The organism is Polycladomyces subterraneus (assembly GCF_030433435.1).
Classification (GTDB): domain Bacteria; phylum Bacillota; class Bacilli; order Thermoactinomycetales; family JIR-001; genus Polycladomyces; species Polycladomyces subterraneus.
Genome location: NZ_JANRHH010000013.1, coordinates 110,480 through 128,539, shown reverse-complemented (window position 1 = coordinate 128,539; position 18,060 = coordinate 110,480). Strand labels below are relative to the sequence as shown.

Here is an 18,060-nt window from a genome sequence, read left to right as displayed (position 1 = left end):
GCGAGGGTGCCGACGCTGACTGATCTACTTCGCAGAAAATGGAATGATGGCGGCCCCTGAGCAGGGAGAAGGAAAAGGAGGGACGGTAGTTGTCCAATCCGAATAAAAAGGTATTGGTGGTAGATGACCAATACGGCATACGGGTGCTGTTGAAAGAAGTGTTTTCACGAGACGGCTTTTCCATCTTCCAAGCCGCTGATGGCAAAGCGGCTTTGGAAATCATTCAGAGTGAGCGTCCGGACCTGATTTTGTTGGACATGAAAATGCCGGGGATGGACGGCATCGAACTCTTGCGTCAATTGCGCCCGATCCATCCTACGGCTAAAGTGATCATGATGACAGCTTACGGCGAGTTGGATGTGGTTGCAGAAGCTTCCAAATTGGGAGCTCTTGCCCACTTTACCAAGCCGTTCGATATCGAAGAGCTTCGTTTAGAGGTGATTAAACAGTTGGCGTCTTGACAATTCAGACGGCTGGATTACCAGAGGCACTCTCACTCCCTTTGTTCGCTGCGGACTTTCAAGTGGTGGGAAAACGGGCGACAGCCAGGGATTCCCTTCTTTGAAATGCCAGAAGGGATGAAAGGCGCCTTTTTTTTGGCCGGATCTGAGAGGGGGGCACAACATGAATAAAATCACGGCAACGATACGTGTGCGCATGTCACAAGCGGATGCGCATTATTGCGGAAATCTGGTAGATGGTGCCCGGATCTTGGCTTTGTTTGGTGATGTGGCGACCGAACTGTTGATCCGTCATGACGGGGATGAAGGTCTGTTTGTGGCGTATGAGTCCGTCGAGTTTTTGGCTCCCGTTTATGCTGGAGATTTCATCGAAGCAGTGGGAACGATCGAGAAAGTGGGTAACACATCCCGCAAAATGACCTTCACCGCCTATAAAGTGATTGAGGCTAACATCGATCCTGCAGTGCCTTCCGCTGCGCGGATACTGACAGAGCCGGTGGTAGTGACCAGAGCCACGGGTACTTGCGTTGTACCGAAAGATCGTCAGCGTGGGGGGCTGTGACATGGACAAACTGATAATCACTGCCGCACTGGTGGGAGCGGAAGTAACCCGCGAAGATACGCCATATCTGCCTGTCACACCAGAAGAAATCGGCATCGCAGCGGCTGAAGCGCATGCCGCAGGAGCCGCGATCGCGCATATCCATGTACGCGATGCGGACGGTAGGCCCAGTCAGAACAAGGATTTGTATCGTCAGGCCATTAAGGAAATCCGCAAGCGTTGCGATATTATTGTGCAGGTGTCGACGGGTGGGGCTGTGGGGATGAGTGCGGAGGAGCGGATGCAACCGGTCACGTTGGCGCCGGAAATGGCTACATTGACGACGGGGACCGTCAATTTCGGACGGGATGTGTTTTTCAACCCGCCGGAAATGGTAGAGCAATTCGCGGAAACGATGCAGCAATATGGAGTACGCCCTGAGTTCGAGATTTTCGATGTGGGAATGATTGCCAATGCGCTGCGGTTGGTAAAAAAAGGACTGGTCGCGGGTCATCTTCAATTTGATTTCGTCATGGGTGTACCGGGGGGCATTCCAGCTACGGCTGAACATCTGCTCCACATGGTCCGACAACTGCCGGAAGGGGCGACATGGACTGTTGCCGGTATTGGTAGAGCGCAATTGCCCATGTCGGTGTTGGGCATCGTATTGGGAGGGCATGTTCGCGTCGGTTTGGAAGATAATATTTATTACCGAAAGGGTGAGTTGGCGACGAACGCTCAGTTGGTGGCGCGTGTGGTACGCATCGCTCGGGAGCTGGGGCGGGAGATCGCCACGCCCGACGAGGCGCGGGCGCAACTGGGGATTCGTCGTTGACGGGAATCCCCTTTTTCTGTCGGGAATGTTATAATGGCAGAGGAATATCAAGGAAGCAGACAGAGGAGGATCATTATGCCGCTCGTACCTATGACAGAATTTTTGCCTCGCGCGAAACGGGAAGGCTTTGCTGTCGGGCAATTCAACATGAACAACTTGGAGTTTACGCAAGCCATCATCCAAGCAGCCAAAGAAGAGCGTTCCCCGCTCATTTTCGGCGCCAGTGAAGGAGCCATCAAATATATGGGTCTGAAAAACGTGGTGGCGCTCGCTCGGGTGGCCGCGGAGGAAGCGGGTGTTCCGGTGGCGCTGCACTTGGATCACGGCAGCAGTTTTGAAATGGTGATGAAATGTATCCAGGCCGGCTTCTCGTCCGTGATGTTCGATGGTTCCCACTATCCGCTGGAAGAGAACATCCGCCTGACCAAAGAAGTCGTGAAAGCGGCCCATGCCGTCGGGGTTTCTGTAGAAGGCGAGCTGGGTACGATCGGTGGGGTGGAAGACGATCTGAGCGTCGATGAAGAAGATGCGCAACTGGCCAACCCGGATGACGCCATCCGCTTCTGGGAAGAGACGAAAGTGGATGCGATGGCGATCGCTGTGGGTACGGCACATGGGATGTACAAAGGGGAACCGAAAATCCGCTTTGACATCATTGAGAAAGTGAGCAAAAACATCGAGGCACCGATCGTGCTCCACGGCGGTTCCGGTGTGCCGGACGAGTCGATCCGTAAGGCGATTTCGCTCGGTGTCGGCAAAATCAACGTCAATACCGAGAACCAGGTGGCTTGTACCAACACCATCCGGGAAATCCTGAACGCCAAACCGGACCTGATCGATCCGCGGAAATACCTCGGACCGGCTCGCGACGCGATGGTGGAAGTCGTCCGCAGCAAAATCCGTCTGTTCGGCAGCGCGGGCAAAGCCTGATGGGGGATGTCGTTGTCATTTCGATGACACAAGGAGATGAGTGTGGTGAAATTTTTCATTGACTCGGCCAATGTGGACGAAATCCGTGAAGCTGCTTCATGGGGGATCGTGTCCGGTGTGACGACCAACCCCAGTTTGGTTGCAAAGGAAGGACGCGATTTCGTCGAAGTGCTCAAAGAAATCCTGCAGATCGTCGACGGTCCTGTCAGTGCAGAAGTGCTGAGTCTGGATGCTGAGGGGATGATCCGGGAAGGAGAGCCGTTGGCCGCGTTGTCCGATCGGATTAATATCAAAGTACCGATGACGACGGAAGGGCTGAAGGCAGTCCATCACTTTGCCAAAAAAGGGATTCCGACCAATGTCACGTTGGTGTTCTCGGCCAACCAAGCTCTGATGGCTGCCAGGGCGGGAGCGACGTATGTCAGTCCTTTCATCGGTCGATTGGACGACATCAACCATGACGGCAGTCAACTGATCGGGCAAATCGCTGAGATTTTCGATCTTCACGGGATCGAAACCGAAATCATTGCTGCCAGTATCCGCAATCCCGTGCATGTCACGCAAGCTGCCCAAAGCGGTGCGCACATAGCCACCATGCCGTTCAAAGTGATGCAGCAGTTGGCCAAACATCCGCTCACCGATCAGGGAATCGAGCGGTTCCTGGCGGATTGGGAAAAAGCGAAGCAACATCAAAAGGCTTGATCGTCTTGTCGATTTGATGCAACGATGTCCGGCGGTACAGCGATGCTGACCGCCGGAGCCTTTATCAAGACGGAAGAGTTTTTCCCACGGTGTTACAAGCGAGAGGCTAGTCTCCCCCGTAGGTCGGATTGATCAGACAGGACTGAAAAGGACGGATGCTGATGAAAACCTTGAAAATCAAAGGCGGACGTCCGCTGATCGGCCGCGTGCAAATCGGCGGGGCGAAGAACAGCGCGGTGGCCGTCATACCGGCGACGGTTCTGGCGGAGTCCGGTTGCGAGATTGAGAATTTGCCCGAGATTCGCGATGTGGATGTGTATGCCGAAATATTGCGTGATCTCGGTGCTGTCGTGACGAAGGAAGGAAGTTGCTTGTCCGTCGATCCGAGTCGGTTGTCACCCGTCCCGCTACCGGACAAAAAGGTAAAAAAATTACGGGCTTCCTACTATCTGATCGGAGCTTTGCTTGGCCGATTCGGGGAAGTTTCGATCGGCCTGCCCGGCGGATGCGATCTCGGCCCGCGCCCCATTGATCAACATATCAAGGGATTTAAGGCGCTGGGAGCGACCGTGCGACAGTCGGGTGGGATTCTTCACGTCCATGCCCCGAAGTTGACGGGTGCCCGTATCTTTTTGGACATTGTCAGTGTCGGGGCAACGATTAACATTATGTTGGCCGCTGTCCGGGCAAGGGGTCTTACGGTGATCGAAAATGCGGCCAAAGAGCCAGAAATCGTTGACGTGGCCACCTTTTTGAACACCATGGGAGCACAGATAAAAGGAGCAGGAACGGATGTGATCCGCATCCGCGGCGTGTCCCATTTAAGAGGATGCCGTCACGCGATCATCCCTGATCGGATCGAAGCGGGTACATATTTGATCGCCGCCGCTGCCACGCGAGGTGAAGTGAGCGTCGAGCAGGTGATCCCCAAACATCTGGAGCCGCTTACGGCCAAATTGCGGGAGATGGGCGTCCGTGTGCGGGAGGACGATGAAACCGTATGGGTGCAAGGTGGCGGCCGTTATCGGGCTGTTGACGTTAAAACAGCACCATATCCCGGTTTCCCCACTGATTTGCAACAACCCCTTACCGCATTGTTGACTCAGGCCGAGGGGGTCAGTGTGGTGACGGAAAACATTTATTCCGCCCGTTTCAAACAAGTGCCCGAATTGGCACGGATGGGCGCCAGAATCCGTGTCGCGGGCACGACAGCCATCGTGGAAGGTCCGACACCGTTGTTCGGCACCTCCGTCACTGCGACCGACCTCAGGGCAGGTGCTTCGTTGGTGATTGCAGGGCTGTCGGCACAGGGAGAAACAGAAATTGCTGGAGTGGGATACATCGATAGAGGATATGAGCGGTTGGAGGAGAAATTAAAATCGTTGGGAGCGGAAATTTGGCGGTCGTAAAAAGCTGTCACCCCCGCTTTCACTCCGTAACCAGTTGTCTGCAGCGTGTCTGTCTTCCGGAAGTGGATTCCGGTACCCTGTATTCCTCCTGCAACGCCTGTGCTCAATAGATCGTTCGTGGGAAACGGCCACCCTTTTTGAGGTGAGCAGATCCGAAATTCCTGTCGGGTGCGGAGTTTAATCGGAACCCGCGGACTTTGTCAACCACTTGTGATTTCTCCAGTTTCTGTCCCTTTTTCATCCTGTTCTTCGCACTTCCACAAAAATAGTGTAACATATAAATGAATTGTGCTACCTTATACCGATGAAGACACTCATAGGAGCGGGTCAATCTGTATCAGAGTGATCCGCCGTTGCGGAAGCGTATTCACCGCAGCACGGGATGAAGAATGGATCAGGGGGTTGACAGGATGGAGCGCAGTTTAACGATGGAATTGGTGCGCGTGACGGAAGCGGCAGCTATCGCCAGTGGCCGTTGGATGGGTTTTGGGAAAAAGGATGAAGCGGATGAAGCGGCGACGACGGCCATGCGCAAGGTGTTCGATACGATCCCGATGCGCGGCACTGTTGTGATCGGTGAAGGGGAAATGGACGAAGCGCCGATGTTGTATATCGGGGAACGTTTGGGTCTCGGTTACTTGCCGGAAGTGGATGTGGCAGTCGACCCTTTGGAAGGGACCAATATCGTCGCCAAGGGCTTGTGGAACGCGTTGTCCGTCGTAGCGGTGGCCAATCGCGGTGATTTGCTGCATGCACCGGACATGTATATGCAAAAAATCGCCGTCGGCCCGGCGGCAGTGGGGAAAGTGGACATCGACGCGCCGGTGAGGGACAACCTGAAAGCGGTGGCTCAGGCATTAGGCAAAGACATGGAAGATTTGGTAGCCGTCATCTTGGATCGGCCGCGCCATGCCAAGCTGATCGAGGAGGTACGGCGTGCAGGGGCACGGATCAAGTTGATCTCTGACGGAGATGTGGCCGCGGCGATCAATACGGCATTCCCCGACACCGGTGTGGATATCCTGTTCGGTTCGGGCGGGGCCCCCGAAGGCGTTTTGGCAGCAGTTGCGTTGAAATGTCTGGGCGGCGAGATCCAGGGACGATTGTTGCCGGAAAATGAGGAGCAGTTGGAACGGTGCAAGAAGATGGGCATCGAAGACCCGAACAAAGTATTGCGGCTCGATGATATGGTAAAGGGGGACGACGCTATTTTTGCCGCCACGGGTGTCACTGATGGCGAACTGTTGCGCGGTGTTCGCTACAAAGGCACCACCGCGACTACCCACTCGTTGGTCATGCGGGCCAAAACGGGAACGGTTCGGTTCATCGAGGCCAAACATCGATTGGAGAAAAAGCCGAATTTTGTTGTAGAATAAACGATTGAAGATCCCCTCTAGATTTAGAAAGGGGAGTACGTCACAATAGAAAGATAGAATAGTCCTCCATCTATCCGGTTATGATGGATGGAGGACGCATATCAAAATATCAAGAGCGTGGTGAATGATGGCGATGGATATGTCGCTCAGCGATCTGGAAAATCGCCGATTGACGGACTTGTACAAACTGGCGAAAGAGTATCAGATCCCGTATTACAGCCAAATGAAAAAGAAAGAGCTGATTTTTGCGATTCTCAAAGCTCAGGCGGAGCGGGACGGACTGATGTTTATGGAAGGCGTGTTGGACATTCTCCCTGAGGGATACGGTTTTTTACGGCCGATCAATTATCTGCCGTCTTCCGAAGATATTTACATCTCCGCCTCGCAAATCCGTCGGTTTGATTTACGACCAGGGGATCTGGTATCCGGGAAAGTGAGGCCGCCGAAGGAAAATGAGCGGTATTTCGGACTGTTGCACGTGGAAGCCGTCAACGGAATGGACCCGGAACAGGCGGCAGAACGGTTGCACTTCCCCGCACTCACTCCTCTGTATCCCCAACGCAGGCTCCTCTTGGAGACAAGCCCGGACAAGCTCTCTACCCGCATCATGGATTTGATCACCCCGGTCGGATTGGGTCAACGCGGATTGATCGTGGCACAGCCCAAAGCGGGTAAAACCATGTTGTTAAAAGAGATTGCCAACAGCATTTCGACCAACTATCCGGATATTGAGTTGTTCGTGCTGTTGATCGACGAGCGTCCGGAGGAAGTGACGGACATGCAGCGTTCCGTCAAAGGGGAAGTGGTCAGCTCCACTTTCGATGAATTGCCGGAAAACCACATCAAAGTGGCCGAACTGGTGTTGGAACGGGCACAACGTTTGGTGGAGCACAAAAAAGACGTGGTCATTTTGTTGGACAGCATCACACGACTGGCTCGGGCGTACAATTTGGTGATTCCGCCGAGTGGACGGACATTGTCCGGCGGGATCGACCCGGCAGCTTTCCATCGGCCCAAGCGGTTCTTCGGTGCCGCTCGCAACATAGAAGAAGGCGGAAGCCTGACCATTTTGGCGACGGCGCTGATCGATACCGGTTCGCGGATGGACGATGTGATCTATGAAGAGTTCAAGGGAACTGGAAACCTGGAGTTGCATCTGGACCGGAAATTGGCCGAACGGCGTATTTTCCCGGCGATTGATATCCGTCGTTCCGGTACGCGTCGCGAAGAGCTGTTGCTCAGCAAATCGGAACTGGAAAAATTGTGGATGTTGCGGAAAACCATGCAGGACACGCCGGAATATATCGAAGCGTTTCTCCGCAAACTTGCCAGCACGAAGACGAATGCGGAGTTTTTGGCCACGCTGGAACCGCGTCCGCGTCGTTCCACAACAGCTTCCTGAGACTGACGGACCATATCGGGTTATAGGATTACATTGCCTCGCATAAACATGGTTTGGGATGAAATTTCCCGATCAACAAAATGCGAGGTGATGTGATGCCGGGTAAAACGGCATGGTTGGCTTCCTCTTTGTCAATCGCAACAGCTGGATGGATGTTGGGTGATACGCAATCCGCCCAAGCGGCAATGGATCTTCAGCCTAAAACGCCGCAATGGGCCAAGGAACATGTGGCACAGCAGGTGTTGTTTCAGTATTTGAGTCCCATTGTGACGATTGCACATGGGAATCTCGCTGCACAGGAGGAACTGCAGCCGCTATTATATGAAGTGAAAGACGGGGATACGCTCTACAGCATCAGTAAGCGATACGGTTTACCGTTTGAGCGCATTTCCCTTTTCAATCGTCTTCCGGACGCCAATCGATTACAGGTGGGGCAGAAGCTGAAACTCCCGCTGTCCAAAAAGTGGATACGCGTACAGGAAGGCCAAACCTTAAAGACGTTGGCCGAACAGTACAAAACCTCTCCGAACGTGATCGAAAGACTAAATCCCCATGTTGATCTGTCGGTAGAAGTGTATGTGGGTCAAGTGCTCGCCATGCCCATCCAATTGAAGGTGCCGTCACCTCCGGTCGAGCGGACATCGGTAAGAGTGCCGGTCAAGTCAAAATCAGGTGTGCTGGTGGCCAGTCGATCGCAAGCCGCGCAGGGGGTCATTTCGTTTCGGTGGCCTGTCGTCGGGCAAATCACCAGTCGTTTCGGATGGCGGAACGGACGGATGCACACCGGCATCGATATCTGGAATGAACAGCGTGAACGTTGTGTCATCCACTCGGCGTGGGGTGGAGTCGTGACACGAGCGGGCTATTCGAACGGGTATGGTAATCTGGTGATCATCGATCATGGGAACGGCTGGGTGACGTATTATGGGCACCTGAGTCGCATCACGGTCGCAAAAGGTCAATTTTTGGCAACCGGTTCTCCCTTGGGATACATGGGACAGACCGGTCACGCTACAGGCGTTCATCTTCACTTTGAAGTGCGTCGAGGCGGCAAGCCGATCGATCCATTAAGCGTTCTTCCATAAAACGAAGGGAATCATCGATATATTTCTTTTTTCTCTTGTGTTCAATCAGGACATCTCCTCGGTGGGGCAGTTAGGGATCCCGCACCCGATGGATGGCACCTCTTTCCGGTTGCAAGCAAAGGGTGATCGTGCTATAATAGCTCGTGTTTATGTGCGGAAGCCGATTCGCCATGTGAACAGCCGGCTGGGAAAGAGGTGAAAGTGAATGAAAATGGCGATTCATCCCGAATATAAATTGACGACTGTTACCTGTGCGTGTGGAAATACCTTTGAAACGGGTTCGACCAAGGAAAACCTCCGTGTTGACATCTGCTCGGAATGTCATCCTTTCTTCACGGGGAAACAAAAAATGGTCAACACGGGCGGACGTGTGGACCGCTTCAAAAAGAAATACAACCTCAGCTGATCCGTACGGTTCGAAACAGGCAAGCCGAGACGCTTGCCTGTTTCTTTTTTGCATGGAGGAACCGGACATCCTCATCGGGAATACATTGAGAGGTCAATCCGGTGGCAGGAGTTGTCAGGGATTTTTGCGTTGCAACGTCTCAATGAGACGGGCGGGCTGTGATACAATAGACTTCGCGACTTCAAACCAGACCTGGAGGAGAAGAACGGATGGAACACCATGTTCGGCACCGGGAAGGGTGGATCGAAGTCATCTGCGGGGGCATGTTCTCGGGCAAGAGTGAGGAGTTGATCCGGCGCGTACGAAGAGCGCGCATCGCCAAACAAAAAGTGGCGGTGTTCAAACCGGCGATCGATGATCGTTATCACCCGGAGGCGGTCACTTCGCACAACGGCGTACATACTGCGGCGGTTCCGGTTCGGAGCGCCAAGGCGATTATGGAACAGGTGACGGATGAGGTCAATGTGGTGGCCATCGATGAAGTGCAATTTTTCGAAGATGAAATTGTGGACATCTGCCAGCAGTTGGCCGATCGTGGGGTGCGTGTCATATGCGCCGGATTGGACCAGGATTTCCGTGGGCGGCCGTTTGGCCCCACTCCTACCTTGCTGGCATTGGCTGAATACGTGACCAAATTGCATGCGATCTGCGTCAAATGCGGCGGACCGGCGGGGCGGACCCAGCGTTTGGTCAACGGAAAGCCCGCTTCTTCGGAAGAGCCGGTCATCCAAGTTGGCGCCGAGGAGCAGTATGAGGCGCGTTGCCGCCATTGTCACGAAGTGGTGGAAGCAGAACAAACGGTGACACACAGATGAGAGCGGTCTCCGATTTCCGAACCCTTCTCCGCAGGCCAGTCGGGTTGGCTTAACGGGAAAATCAGATTTCATCAAAAAGAGGATTGGCTGTTTAACAGCCGAAAGCGGAGGGAGAGAGAAACGGCTCACCCAAAATCGCCGAGCGATTCAACCTCTTTGTCAGCAGTTTAGGCGCCCAGAACGGGCGCTGTTTTTATTTACGGACGTTTGGCGTACGGTTTCATATGGGATTTTCATCATACTCTGATATGATCAGTTTTGCGGTGTGATTTTGGAAAACAGAGGTGAAAGTATGCACGGTGATTCCTTAAAAGATAAGAACCGGTCCATATCTCCTTCCTTTTGGGTTCAAACCATTCCCAACGCGAAGGAAAGAAAATGGGTGATCACCGCTTCGGTCATCTCCGTCGCCACGGTCCTGTTCGCTGTTTGGCTGATTCCGGCGTTTGTATTGCCGTCTCATCCTTTGCACACCCTCAGTTTTGACGGTTTGCAGCGAAATTTTGGTTCGGTTGCCCGGATCGGCTTTTTCTTTACTGTTTCCATTTATCCGGTGTTTCTGTTGATTCGGTATCGGTTGATTCCTTCTGGATTGCGACCATGGTGGCAACGTTTGTCCATTATGGTGCGGCAGTGGCATGTGCCGATCGCTTTGCTAGCCGCAGGTGTGGTCACCATCCATGCTTACCTGGCTTTGTTGAACGGATTTCGCATCAATGGTGTATACCTGACTGGCGTGTTGGTGTATGTATGGTTCATTGTACTCGGATTGTTCGGCTTTTTGCGGTACCGAGGACGGGACAAGCAGTGGCACTTAATCCTGGGGTTGCTGTTTGTGGTGCTGTTCATGGTTCATGCGATGGTTTCCTGACATGGAAACATTTCTCTGGCCTGACTGTCGGGCGTGACTTGAGCCGTCCACTTTGCTGTGGCCACTAATTTTCCGTCGCATTGCGCACACTACCCCCAGGAGGTGGGTATGAATGCGACGGATAGGATGGTGGATCGGGACTTTGGTCGCGCTCAGTTTGGTATGCACTTCATGTGGGCCCGCCAATCGCGAAGGCACGGCGAAGAACGGGTCGGGTCATATTCGCTATGAGCGGGCTACGGACCGAAATGAGTTTCATCGCTTCAACCGGGACGACGGTTATATGGGCATCACCAACGCCAATCCCAATCTGCGGGTAGGAGACTGGTACACGCATACAGTGACGGGCGATATGCATCGTATGGCTCGGATGGCCAAGCAGGTGAGGGGAGTTCGTGACGCCAGGGTGGAGGTGTTGGGGGGCAACGCACAAGTCTCCATCATGCCCGAACCCGGCTTAACCGCAGCCGAGATGACGGCCGTCAAACAGGAGGTGTACCGCCGCCTGACGGTGGCCATGCCTCGTTATCACATCCACGTGCGTTGGCGAAGTGGCTGGTTGGAGTGGCTCAATCCGTTTCGGCAGTGAGTGTCCAGGTAAACGAAGGCCATCTCCCGATTGGGCGAAAAGCGCCGGAATGGATAAAGCAAAGCGTGCTTTGCCCGCGCCTGCGCTCCCGATTCAAGAACCCTGTGTTTTTACTACCTTGACGTACGGACGCGGATCGGGGGAGGGAGACGGCTGTTTACGGAACTTGATATGCAGTCTCAAAGGACCGGATTACCGGTCCTTTGTTGTTCAACGCAGAAATTGTGTCAATACACCTAAAGTGATGTTGTACGTCGCGTGTACGGCCATCGACGTGACGGTATTGTACCGACGTCGAATCCATCCCAACACCAGACCGAGAAGGAACACGATCAGCGTAGAGATGGACAGACCGTAATTGCTGTGGATAAACGAGAACAGAACGGAAGTGAAAAAAATCCCGAACCGTGGTTGCAAGGCGCCACGGAAGACGCTTTCTTCCCCCAATGCGGCCGCCAATCCCAGGGTGAGGATGCCTGGAATCGAGGAGAACAGCGGCCCGATGACTTGCTCAGTCACTTTTTCCACGTGCGGATCGACGGGGATACCGACTGCATATAGTAATTGTTCCACGACTTGGGCGACGACCACCATCACCAAACCGATGCCAACGCCCAATCCCAATTGGCGCATACTGGGCTTGACAATGCCGAGACGTTGCAATGCGTCACCGAATCGGCGGCGTGTCCACCAGCCTACACCGACCAAAGCGAGCAAGGCCAACAGGATATCCTGTACCCAGATGGAAGAGACGGTACCGGCGGTTGAGCGAGGCGCGGCTTCGTTCCACTTGGCGATGTTGTCCAGGCCGATTGCCACTGTTGCCATTAAATAGGCAAAGATCAGTGCCGACAACGACAAGGCTGCCGTATGAACCCGACTGGACGAATCGATGGGAATGAGGCGGGTAATCAGACGGCGGACGAACGGCAGTAATACGATAAGACCAGCCAGTGTCGTTACCATCACAACCACTTCAACTCGGTTCAACCCTTCCAACATGGCTGTATCGATGCGGGGGCCCGGCATGCCAGCCGGAATCGGAGTGGAAGCGGCGAGGGAAGTCAACAAGCTCAGCAGGCTTACCATCCCCAAAACCAACAAATGCAGCAGAACGAGCGAAAGATAACAGAAAACGGCCCACACCGTCCCTGTGCCGTTTGAATCGGACAAACGGTACCGGTCTGCCCGGTTGGCAAACCACATGATGATGAAGAGGGGCAGAAATAGCAGCAAGAGAACGATGATTTCCACTGTTTCACCCTTTCTTTGAATGAGGTGCTATTCATCAGTTTCCACTTTATTTTACCAACAAACGTTTATGCGATACAGAAAAGGGTGGTTCGATCTCCGGTATCATGGTTGTCCATTCCGTTGGATGAATCGGTATGATATTATAAAGTGATACGAGATCTGATCTTGGCATTTCCTTTCGGATTAGGAGTGAAGTATCCGTGTTGGACCGATTGGAATCCATCCGGGAGCGTTACGAAGAGCTGAGCCAATTGCTCTGCGATCCCCGGGTGATCAATAATCCTGAGTTGTTGCGAAAATATTCCAAGGAGCAAGCCGACTTGGAAGAGAAATATCAGGCTTATAACGAATACAAGCAGGTAATCGAACAACTGGGCGATGCCCGGGCCATGTTGCAGGAAAAACTGGACGACGAGATGTACGAACTGGTCAAGGCGGAAATTGACGAACTGAGCGACCGCAAGGAACAGCTGGAAGAGCGCTTGCGCATTCTGCTGTTGCCCAAGGATCCCAATGATGAGAAAAACGTGATCGTCGAAATCCGCGGAGCGGCCGGCGGCGAAGAGGCGGCATTGTTTGCGGCCGATTTGTTTCGGATGTACACCCGGTACGCCGAACGCCAAGGGTGGAAGACTGAAGTGCTGGATGCGAATCCCACCGGATTGGGCGGGTTTAAGGAGGTCATCTTTTCCGTCCAGGGACATGGTGCATACAGCCGGCTCAAGTATGAAAGCGGTGCGCATCGGGTTCAGCGGGTACCGGAGACGGAGTCGGGCGGTCGCATCCACACGTCGACTGCGACGGTGGCGGTATTACCCGAGGCGGAAGAAGTGGAAGTGGAGATTCACGAAAAAGATATCCGCATCGACACCTTCTGCTCCAGTGGGCCGGGCGGACAAAGCGTAAACACGACCAAATCGGCGGTGCGCATCACTCACTTGCCGACCGGTATTGTCGTCTCATGCCAAGACGAGAAGTCCCAAATCAAAAACCGGGAAAAGGCGATGCGCGTGTTGCGGGCCCGTTTGCTGGACAAAATGCGGCAAGAGGAGCATGCCAAACTGGCTGATGCCCGGAAGAGCCAAGTGGGTACGGGTGATCGGAGCGAACGGATCCGGACATACAACTTCCCGCAAAGTCGTGTGACCGACCACCGGATCGGTCTCACACTGCACAAATTGGATCAGGTGCTGGATGGCGAACTGGACGAGATCATCGATGCATTGACGCTGCATGAACAGGCGGAGCTGTTGAAAAAGGCGGAATGAGACCTCCTGTAGATATACGACGTGTCGAGAAACGGGAATAGCCTGGGAATTCAGCCCCATTTCCCGGAGTTTTCGCGTTGTGCGCCCACGTCTCAAGGCGGTATCGGAATTGTCCGATCTCATATCACCCCCTTGGGACGATGACCAAGACCGGGAGCTTCTGATTCGCCGCCTTAAGTTCTGCACTCGACGGGAAAACCGACCTATTTCCCACGAGCGACGCTTGTTGAAATAGGAGCAAGAGGGTAAACAGTACACCCGAGATCGCGAGTGTTGTTTCCGGACGTTTTGGAAGAGAAGGTGGAACATTGATGTCTACTTTTTCTAGCGTGAAAGAGGCTTACCGATGGGCGGCGGAACATCTGGGAGAACATGGGGAGTCAGCGTGGTTCGAATCCGAATTGCTGCTGCGGAGCGCATTGGGTTGGGACCGTACTCGTTTTTTCACCCAGTTGGACGAACCCTTGCCGGAGGAAGCGGCTGATCGTTTCCAAACGTGGGTGATGCGCGCTGCGTCAGGGGAACCACTGCAATATCTGATCGGTGAGCAGTCGTTTTTTGGTCGCTCGTTTTGCGTCGACCCTTCGGTGTTGATTCCCCGACCAGAGACGGAAGTCCTGGTGGAACGGGTATTGGTGGAGGCGGATCGGATTTTTGGACGCCACCCCATTCGTGTGGTTGATATCGGAACGGGCAGTGGCGCCATCGCCGTCACATTGGCGTGCGAGCGTCCGCATTGGGAAGTATGGGCCATCGACCTTTCTCCCGAAGCCCTTGCCACCGCACAAGCCAATGCGGAACGCCACGGGGTCAGAAATCGGATTGTGTGGCGGCAGGGGGATTTACTGGCGCCGCTGGCCACAACAGGAAAGCGTGCCCAGTTGATCGTTTCCAATCCCCCGTACATCCCCCGCGATGTGATTCCAACACTGGAAAAGCGAGTGCGTGATTTTGAACCAGTCTTGGCTTTGGACGGCGGTGCCGACGGGTTGGAGGTGTATCGACGCATCATCGGGCAGTTGCCCGGTGTGTTGGATAATCCGGCTTTGGTTGCATTTGAAGTGGGAGCGGGTCAAAGTGACGCGGTTTCCGCGATGCTTCAACAATTACCAATGGATGTGCGGGTGGATGTGACGAACGACTTGACGGGGATTCCGCGGGTCGTGTGTGCGAACATCCGAAAAAATCCGGCATGACGGCGATTAAATCCCCCTCAGCCTGTCCATACTGGTGGGTGAGAATGAGGAGGAGGTCGGCAGTCATGCCTTTATTACGAACTTATGGATGGATATTGGCGATCATTGTCTTCTGCACATGGGGTTGGCTTTGGATGGAAGACAAAGTATCGGATAGTGCGGTGATTAGTGTTGCGGCTCAGTCGACACCGCCCCAGCAAGGGGAGAAGAAACCTGTAATCCCCAAACAGGCAATTCGGTTGCGTATTTTGGCCAACAGCAACAGTGCGCAAGATCAGTGGCTGAAGCGACAGGTGCGCGATGCCGTGATCGCCGAGATCGGGACATGGGCACAGCGGCCGCGAAATATCGTGGAGGCACGTCAGGCCATTCGTTCACGCCTGCCGTTGTTCCATACGATCGCGGAACGAACCGTTCGACAACACGGGTATACCTACCCGGTGAAAGTCGATTTCGGTCTGGTTCCGTTTCCGACCAAACTGTACGGTGATCAGGTATATCCTGCCGGTTATTACGAAGCGTTGCGCATCACCATCGGAAAGGGTCAAGGAGATAATTGGTGGTGTGTCCTGTTTCCGCCATTGTGTTTCGTCGACATGAGCAATGGGGATGCCGTCCCCCAAACCAAGGAGCAGCGGCTCTCGGCGATGGGGACGAATGAAGTTTTGGCCGCTCCGGCACAGGAATCCTCCCAGTCCGAGGAAAAGCCAGTACAGGTGCGTTCCTTCCTGTGGGATTCGCTGAAGGATTTTTTCTCCGGATTATGGGATGCGGATCAGTGAGATGGAGGTTTTGACACTTCACAAGACGAAAACACCAGATCCTTTTCTTTGGTCGGCTTGGGCTGTCAGGAGGCTTCATCTGTAACGAAAAGGCTTACCCATACCTTGGGTTTTGTGCGGCAATGGGCAGAGTGGAGTAAAGGTGAGTGAAGAGAAACAGGAAAGAGGGAAATTCAGCGGCAGACTGCACATCGTGAGTCTCTCACCCCGTTCCAATCGGAACGGGGTTCTATTGTTTCTTTGGCGTGCATAGATTTCCAGTGATAGATTCACGGGAAAAGGAGAGGGTGGATTTATGCGCGTGCGATTGGCGCGGACGGGGGACCTCCCTGCCATCGTAGAAATGCTGGAAGGGGCGGGTTTGTATGCGGGCGGTGTGGACGAGCATGTACAACGCTTTTTGGTGGCGGAACGTCCAAATGCCCCCGAAAAAGAGAGACTGGCGGGTACGTTGGGCATGGAAGTGTATGGGCGATCCGGTTTGTTGCGCTCATTCGTGGTCGAACGGCAAGCGTGGAATCCTGATCTGGGCATTTCCATGTTCGGGGCGGCGATGGCATTGGCCAAACGGTTGCAATTGCTAGATTTGTTTTTACTGTCCAAGTCTGTTCATCCGCTGTTTTTGGCGTTGGGATTTCAACCTGTCGAATGGGACAAGGCACCCAGGGAGATGCGGGAATCCGATCATGTCCGGCAGATACGCGCCAATGCGGGAACATTGATGCGGCTGGACATGGGGGAGTATGATATCATGAAAGGGGAAATGGACAAAAAAGGGTGACGGCAGTGCGAGTAGAAACCAGAAGATGGATCATTGAACAACCGCACGCTTCGGTGGATGGGTTGAAACGGGAGATCGGCATTCGAGAAGCGGCCAGCATGTTGCAGGAGGGGAAATTGGTCGCATTCCCTACGGAAACCGTGTACGGATTGGGTGCAGATGCCCGGTCCGATGAAGCGGTCAAGAAAATCTTCCAGGCAAAAGGCCGGCCGAGTGACAACCCGCTGATCGTGCATATCGGCAAACGGGAACAGTTGGATGAGCTGGTTTCCACTTTGCCGGAGACAGGCCGGGTGTTGATCGAGCGGTTTTGGCCCGGTCCGTTGACCTTGATTCTTCCGCACCGGGGCACGGTTGCTCCTTCGGTGACTGCCGGGCTGGATACTGTCGGGGTGCGAATGCCCTCCCACCCGGTAGCCCTCGCTTTGCTCCAGGAGGCGGGGGTTCCGGTGGCAGCACCCAGCGCCAATCGATCCGGACGCCCCAGCCCGACGGAGGCTGAGCATGTATGGGAGGATCTCGCAGGAAAGATTGACGGGCTGCTCGATGGCGGCCCGGCGGGTGTCGGAGTGGAATCCACCGTTGTCGATGTGACGGAGAAGATTCCGATCTTACTTCGTCCGGGTGGCATTACATTGGAAGCGCTGAAGGACGCCGTTGGTGAGGTGCGGATAGATTCCGGGCTGCACGCGGAAGCGCAGCGCCCCCGGTCGCCGGGCATGAAATACCGCCACTATGCCCCGAACGGCGAGATGTGGTTGGTAGCAGGAGCGGAAGACGATATGATGCGCACCATTCAGCGGTTAGCTGATGATGCCACCGCACAGGGGCGCCGTGTCGGTATTTTGACCACGGATGAGCGATTGATGCGCTACGAAGCGGATTGGGTGATCTCCTGCGGCAGGCGGTCCGAACCCGAAAGCGTGGCCCGTGGTTTGTACGCCGCCTTGCGTCGGTTTGACGAATTGGGAGCTGATTATATTTTGGCGGAATCCTTCCCCATAGACGGGATCTGGTTTACGGTGATGAACCGCCTGCAGAAAGCGGCAGAAGGGCGTATCATCCATGCGGAGGAGTCAGAGTCAAGCTGAGGGGATTCCCAGCCAGACCGCTGACAAAGTGTTTGATTACTTTCCGGGTGCACTGTTTTCCCTCTCGCTTCTAAATGGCTGCGTTCAAAGGTCGTTCGCGGAAATACGGCCACCCTCTATTAGGGTAGCGGGTTCGGTTTCCTATCGAGTAACTTTTGCTGTTGCTACGGAGCAAGGATGCAATGTAGCCAGGAGAGCGGCTGATCAAGCCCTACTCAGCTTCGATTCGAAAAGCGCAGGAATCATTCGCGGGCCATTTCCATTCG

General features: G+C 54.2%; 19 protein-coding genes. 18 read left to right on the top strand and 1 reads right to left on the bottom strand.

Going from position 1 to position 18,060, the window contains the following annotated elements; genetic code table 11:
• Positions 1 to 89: 89 nt before the first annotated feature.
• The 13 genes from NWF35_RS02560 (at position 90) to NWF35_RS02500 (ending at position 11,422) form a co-directional block, all read left to right on the top strand.
• A complete protein-coding gene (locus NWF35_RS02560; protein WP_301237523.1) occupies positions 90 to 461 on the top strand; it encodes a response regulator in 372 nt (123 codons plus the stop codon).
• A gap of 163 nt (positions 462 to 624) precedes the next feature.
• Positions 625 to 1,023 carry a 3-aminobutyryl-CoA ammonia lyase gene (gene kal, locus NWF35_RS02555; protein WP_301237522.1) on the top strand — a complete coding sequence of 133 codons (399 nt, stop codon included), beginning with the start codon at positions 625 to 627 and terminating at the stop codon, positions 1,021 to 1,023.
• 1 nt (position 1,024) lies between these two features.
• The gene (kce, locus tag NWF35_RS02550; RefSeq protein WP_301237521.1) at positions 1,025 to 1,837 is read left to right on the top strand and encodes a 3-keto-5-aminohexanoate cleavage enzyme; all 813 of its coding nucleotides are present in this window, start codon (positions 1,025 to 1,027) and stop codon (positions 1,835 to 1,837) included.
• 75 nt (positions 1,838 to 1,912) lie between these two features.
• Entirely contained in the window at positions 1,913 to 2,767 is an 855-nt protein-coding gene (locus NWF35_RS02545) for a class II fructose-1,6-bisphosphate aldolase (RefSeq protein ID WP_212773528.1), read from the top strand.
• A gap of 45 nt (positions 2,768 to 2,812) precedes the next feature.
• Positions 2,813 to 3,469, top strand: coding sequence for a fructose-6-phosphate aldolase (gene fsa / locus NWF35_RS02540; RefSeq protein ID WP_301237520.1), 657 nt, complete (start codon positions 2,813 to 2,815; stop codon positions 3,467 to 3,469).
• 161 nt (positions 3,470 to 3,630) lie between these two features.
• Entirely contained in the window at positions 3,631 to 4,878 is a 1,248-nt protein-coding gene (gene murA / locus NWF35_RS02535) for a UDP-N-acetylglucosamine 1-carboxyvinyltransferase (protein ID WP_301237519.1), read from the top strand.
• 410 nt (positions 4,879 to 5,288) lie between these two features.
• Positions 5,289 to 6,254 carry a class II fructose-bisphosphatase gene (gene glpX / locus NWF35_RS02530; protein WP_301237518.1) on the top strand — a complete coding sequence of 322 codons (966 nt, stop codon included), beginning with the start codon at positions 5,289 to 5,291 and terminating at the stop codon, positions 6,252 to 6,254.
• Between the two features lie 139 nt (positions 6,255 to 6,393).
• Positions 6,394 to 7,656 carry a transcription termination factor Rho gene (gene rho / locus NWF35_RS02525; protein ID WP_301237569.1) on the top strand — a complete coding sequence of 421 codons (1,263 nt, stop codon included), beginning with the start codon at positions 6,394 to 6,396 and terminating at the stop codon, positions 7,654 to 7,656.
• A gap of 95 nt (positions 7,657 to 7,751) precedes the next feature.
• Positions 7,752 to 8,741 carry a M23 family metallopeptidase gene (locus tag NWF35_RS02520; RefSeq protein WP_301237517.1) on the top strand — a complete coding sequence of 330 codons (990 nt, stop codon included), beginning with the start codon at positions 7,752 to 7,754 and terminating at the stop codon, positions 8,739 to 8,741.
• Between the two features lie 205 nt (positions 8,742 to 8,946).
• Positions 8,947 to 9,147, top strand: coding sequence for a 50S ribosomal protein L31 (gene rpmE, locus NWF35_RS02515; RefSeq protein ID WP_301237516.1), 201 nt, complete (start codon positions 8,947 to 8,949; stop codon positions 9,145 to 9,147).
• Positions 9,148 to 9,356: 209 nt separating this feature from the next.
• Complete coding sequence (locus NWF35_RS02510; protein ID WP_301237515.1) at positions 9,357 to 9,962, top strand: thymidine kinase; 606 nt, start codon at positions 9,357 to 9,359, stop codon at positions 9,960 to 9,962.
• 382 nt (positions 9,963 to 10,344) lie between these two features.
• Positions 10,345 to 10,833 carry a hypothetical protein gene (locus NWF35_RS02505; protein ID WP_301237514.1) on the top strand — a complete coding sequence of 163 codons (489 nt, stop codon included), beginning with the start codon at positions 10,345 to 10,347 and terminating at the stop codon, positions 10,831 to 10,833.
• A gap of 112 nt (positions 10,834 to 10,945) precedes the next feature.
• The gene (locus NWF35_RS02500; RefSeq protein WP_301237513.1) at positions 10,946 to 11,422 is read left to right on the top strand and encodes a hypothetical protein; all 477 of its coding nucleotides are present in this window, start codon (positions 10,946 to 10,948) and stop codon (positions 11,420 to 11,422) included.
• A gap of 210 nt (positions 11,423 to 11,632) precedes the next feature.
• Here NWF35_RS02500 and NWF35_RS02495 read toward each other — a convergent pair whose 3' ends face one another.
• On the bottom strand, positions 11,633 to 12,676 hold the full coding sequence (locus tag NWF35_RS02495; RefSeq protein ID WP_301237512.1) for a CPBP family intramembrane glutamic endopeptidase: 1,044 nt from the start codon (positions 12,674 to 12,676) through the stop codon (positions 11,633 to 11,635).
• Positions 12,677 to 12,876: 200 nt separating this feature from the next.
• Here NWF35_RS02495 and prfA point away from each other — a divergent pair, with 200 nt between their 5' ends.
• From prfA to NWF35_RS02470, 5 genes are all read left to right on the top strand, one after another.
• Complete coding sequence (gene prfA, locus NWF35_RS02490) at positions 12,877 to 13,944, top strand: peptide chain release factor 1 (RefSeq protein WP_301237511.1); 1,068 nt, start codon at positions 12,877 to 12,879, stop codon at positions 13,942 to 13,944.
• 311 nt (positions 13,945 to 14,255) lie between these two features.
• Positions 14,256 to 15,140, top strand: a complete 885-nt coding sequence (gene prmC, locus NWF35_RS02485) for a peptide chain release factor N(5)-glutamine methyltransferase (protein ID WP_301237510.1) — start codon at positions 14,256 to 14,258, stop codon at positions 15,138 to 15,140.
• Between the two features lie 65 nt (positions 15,141 to 15,205).
• A complete protein-coding gene (spoIIR, locus tag NWF35_RS02480; RefSeq protein ID WP_301237509.1) occupies positions 15,206 to 15,922 on the top strand; it encodes a stage II sporulation protein R in 717 nt (238 codons plus the stop codon).
• Between the two features lie 295 nt (positions 15,923 to 16,217).
• Complete coding sequence (locus NWF35_RS02475; protein ID WP_301237507.1) at positions 16,218 to 16,703, top strand: GNAT family N-acetyltransferase; 486 nt, start codon at positions 16,218 to 16,220, stop codon at positions 16,701 to 16,703.
• Positions 16,704 to 16,708: 5 nt separating this feature from the next.
• On the top strand, positions 16,709 to 17,794 hold the full coding sequence (locus tag NWF35_RS02470) for an L-threonylcarbamoyladenylate synthase (protein ID WP_435873816.1): 1,086 nt from the start codon (positions 16,709 to 16,711) through the stop codon (positions 17,792 to 17,794).
• The last annotated feature ends 266 nt before the right edge of the window (positions 17,795 to 18,060 follow it).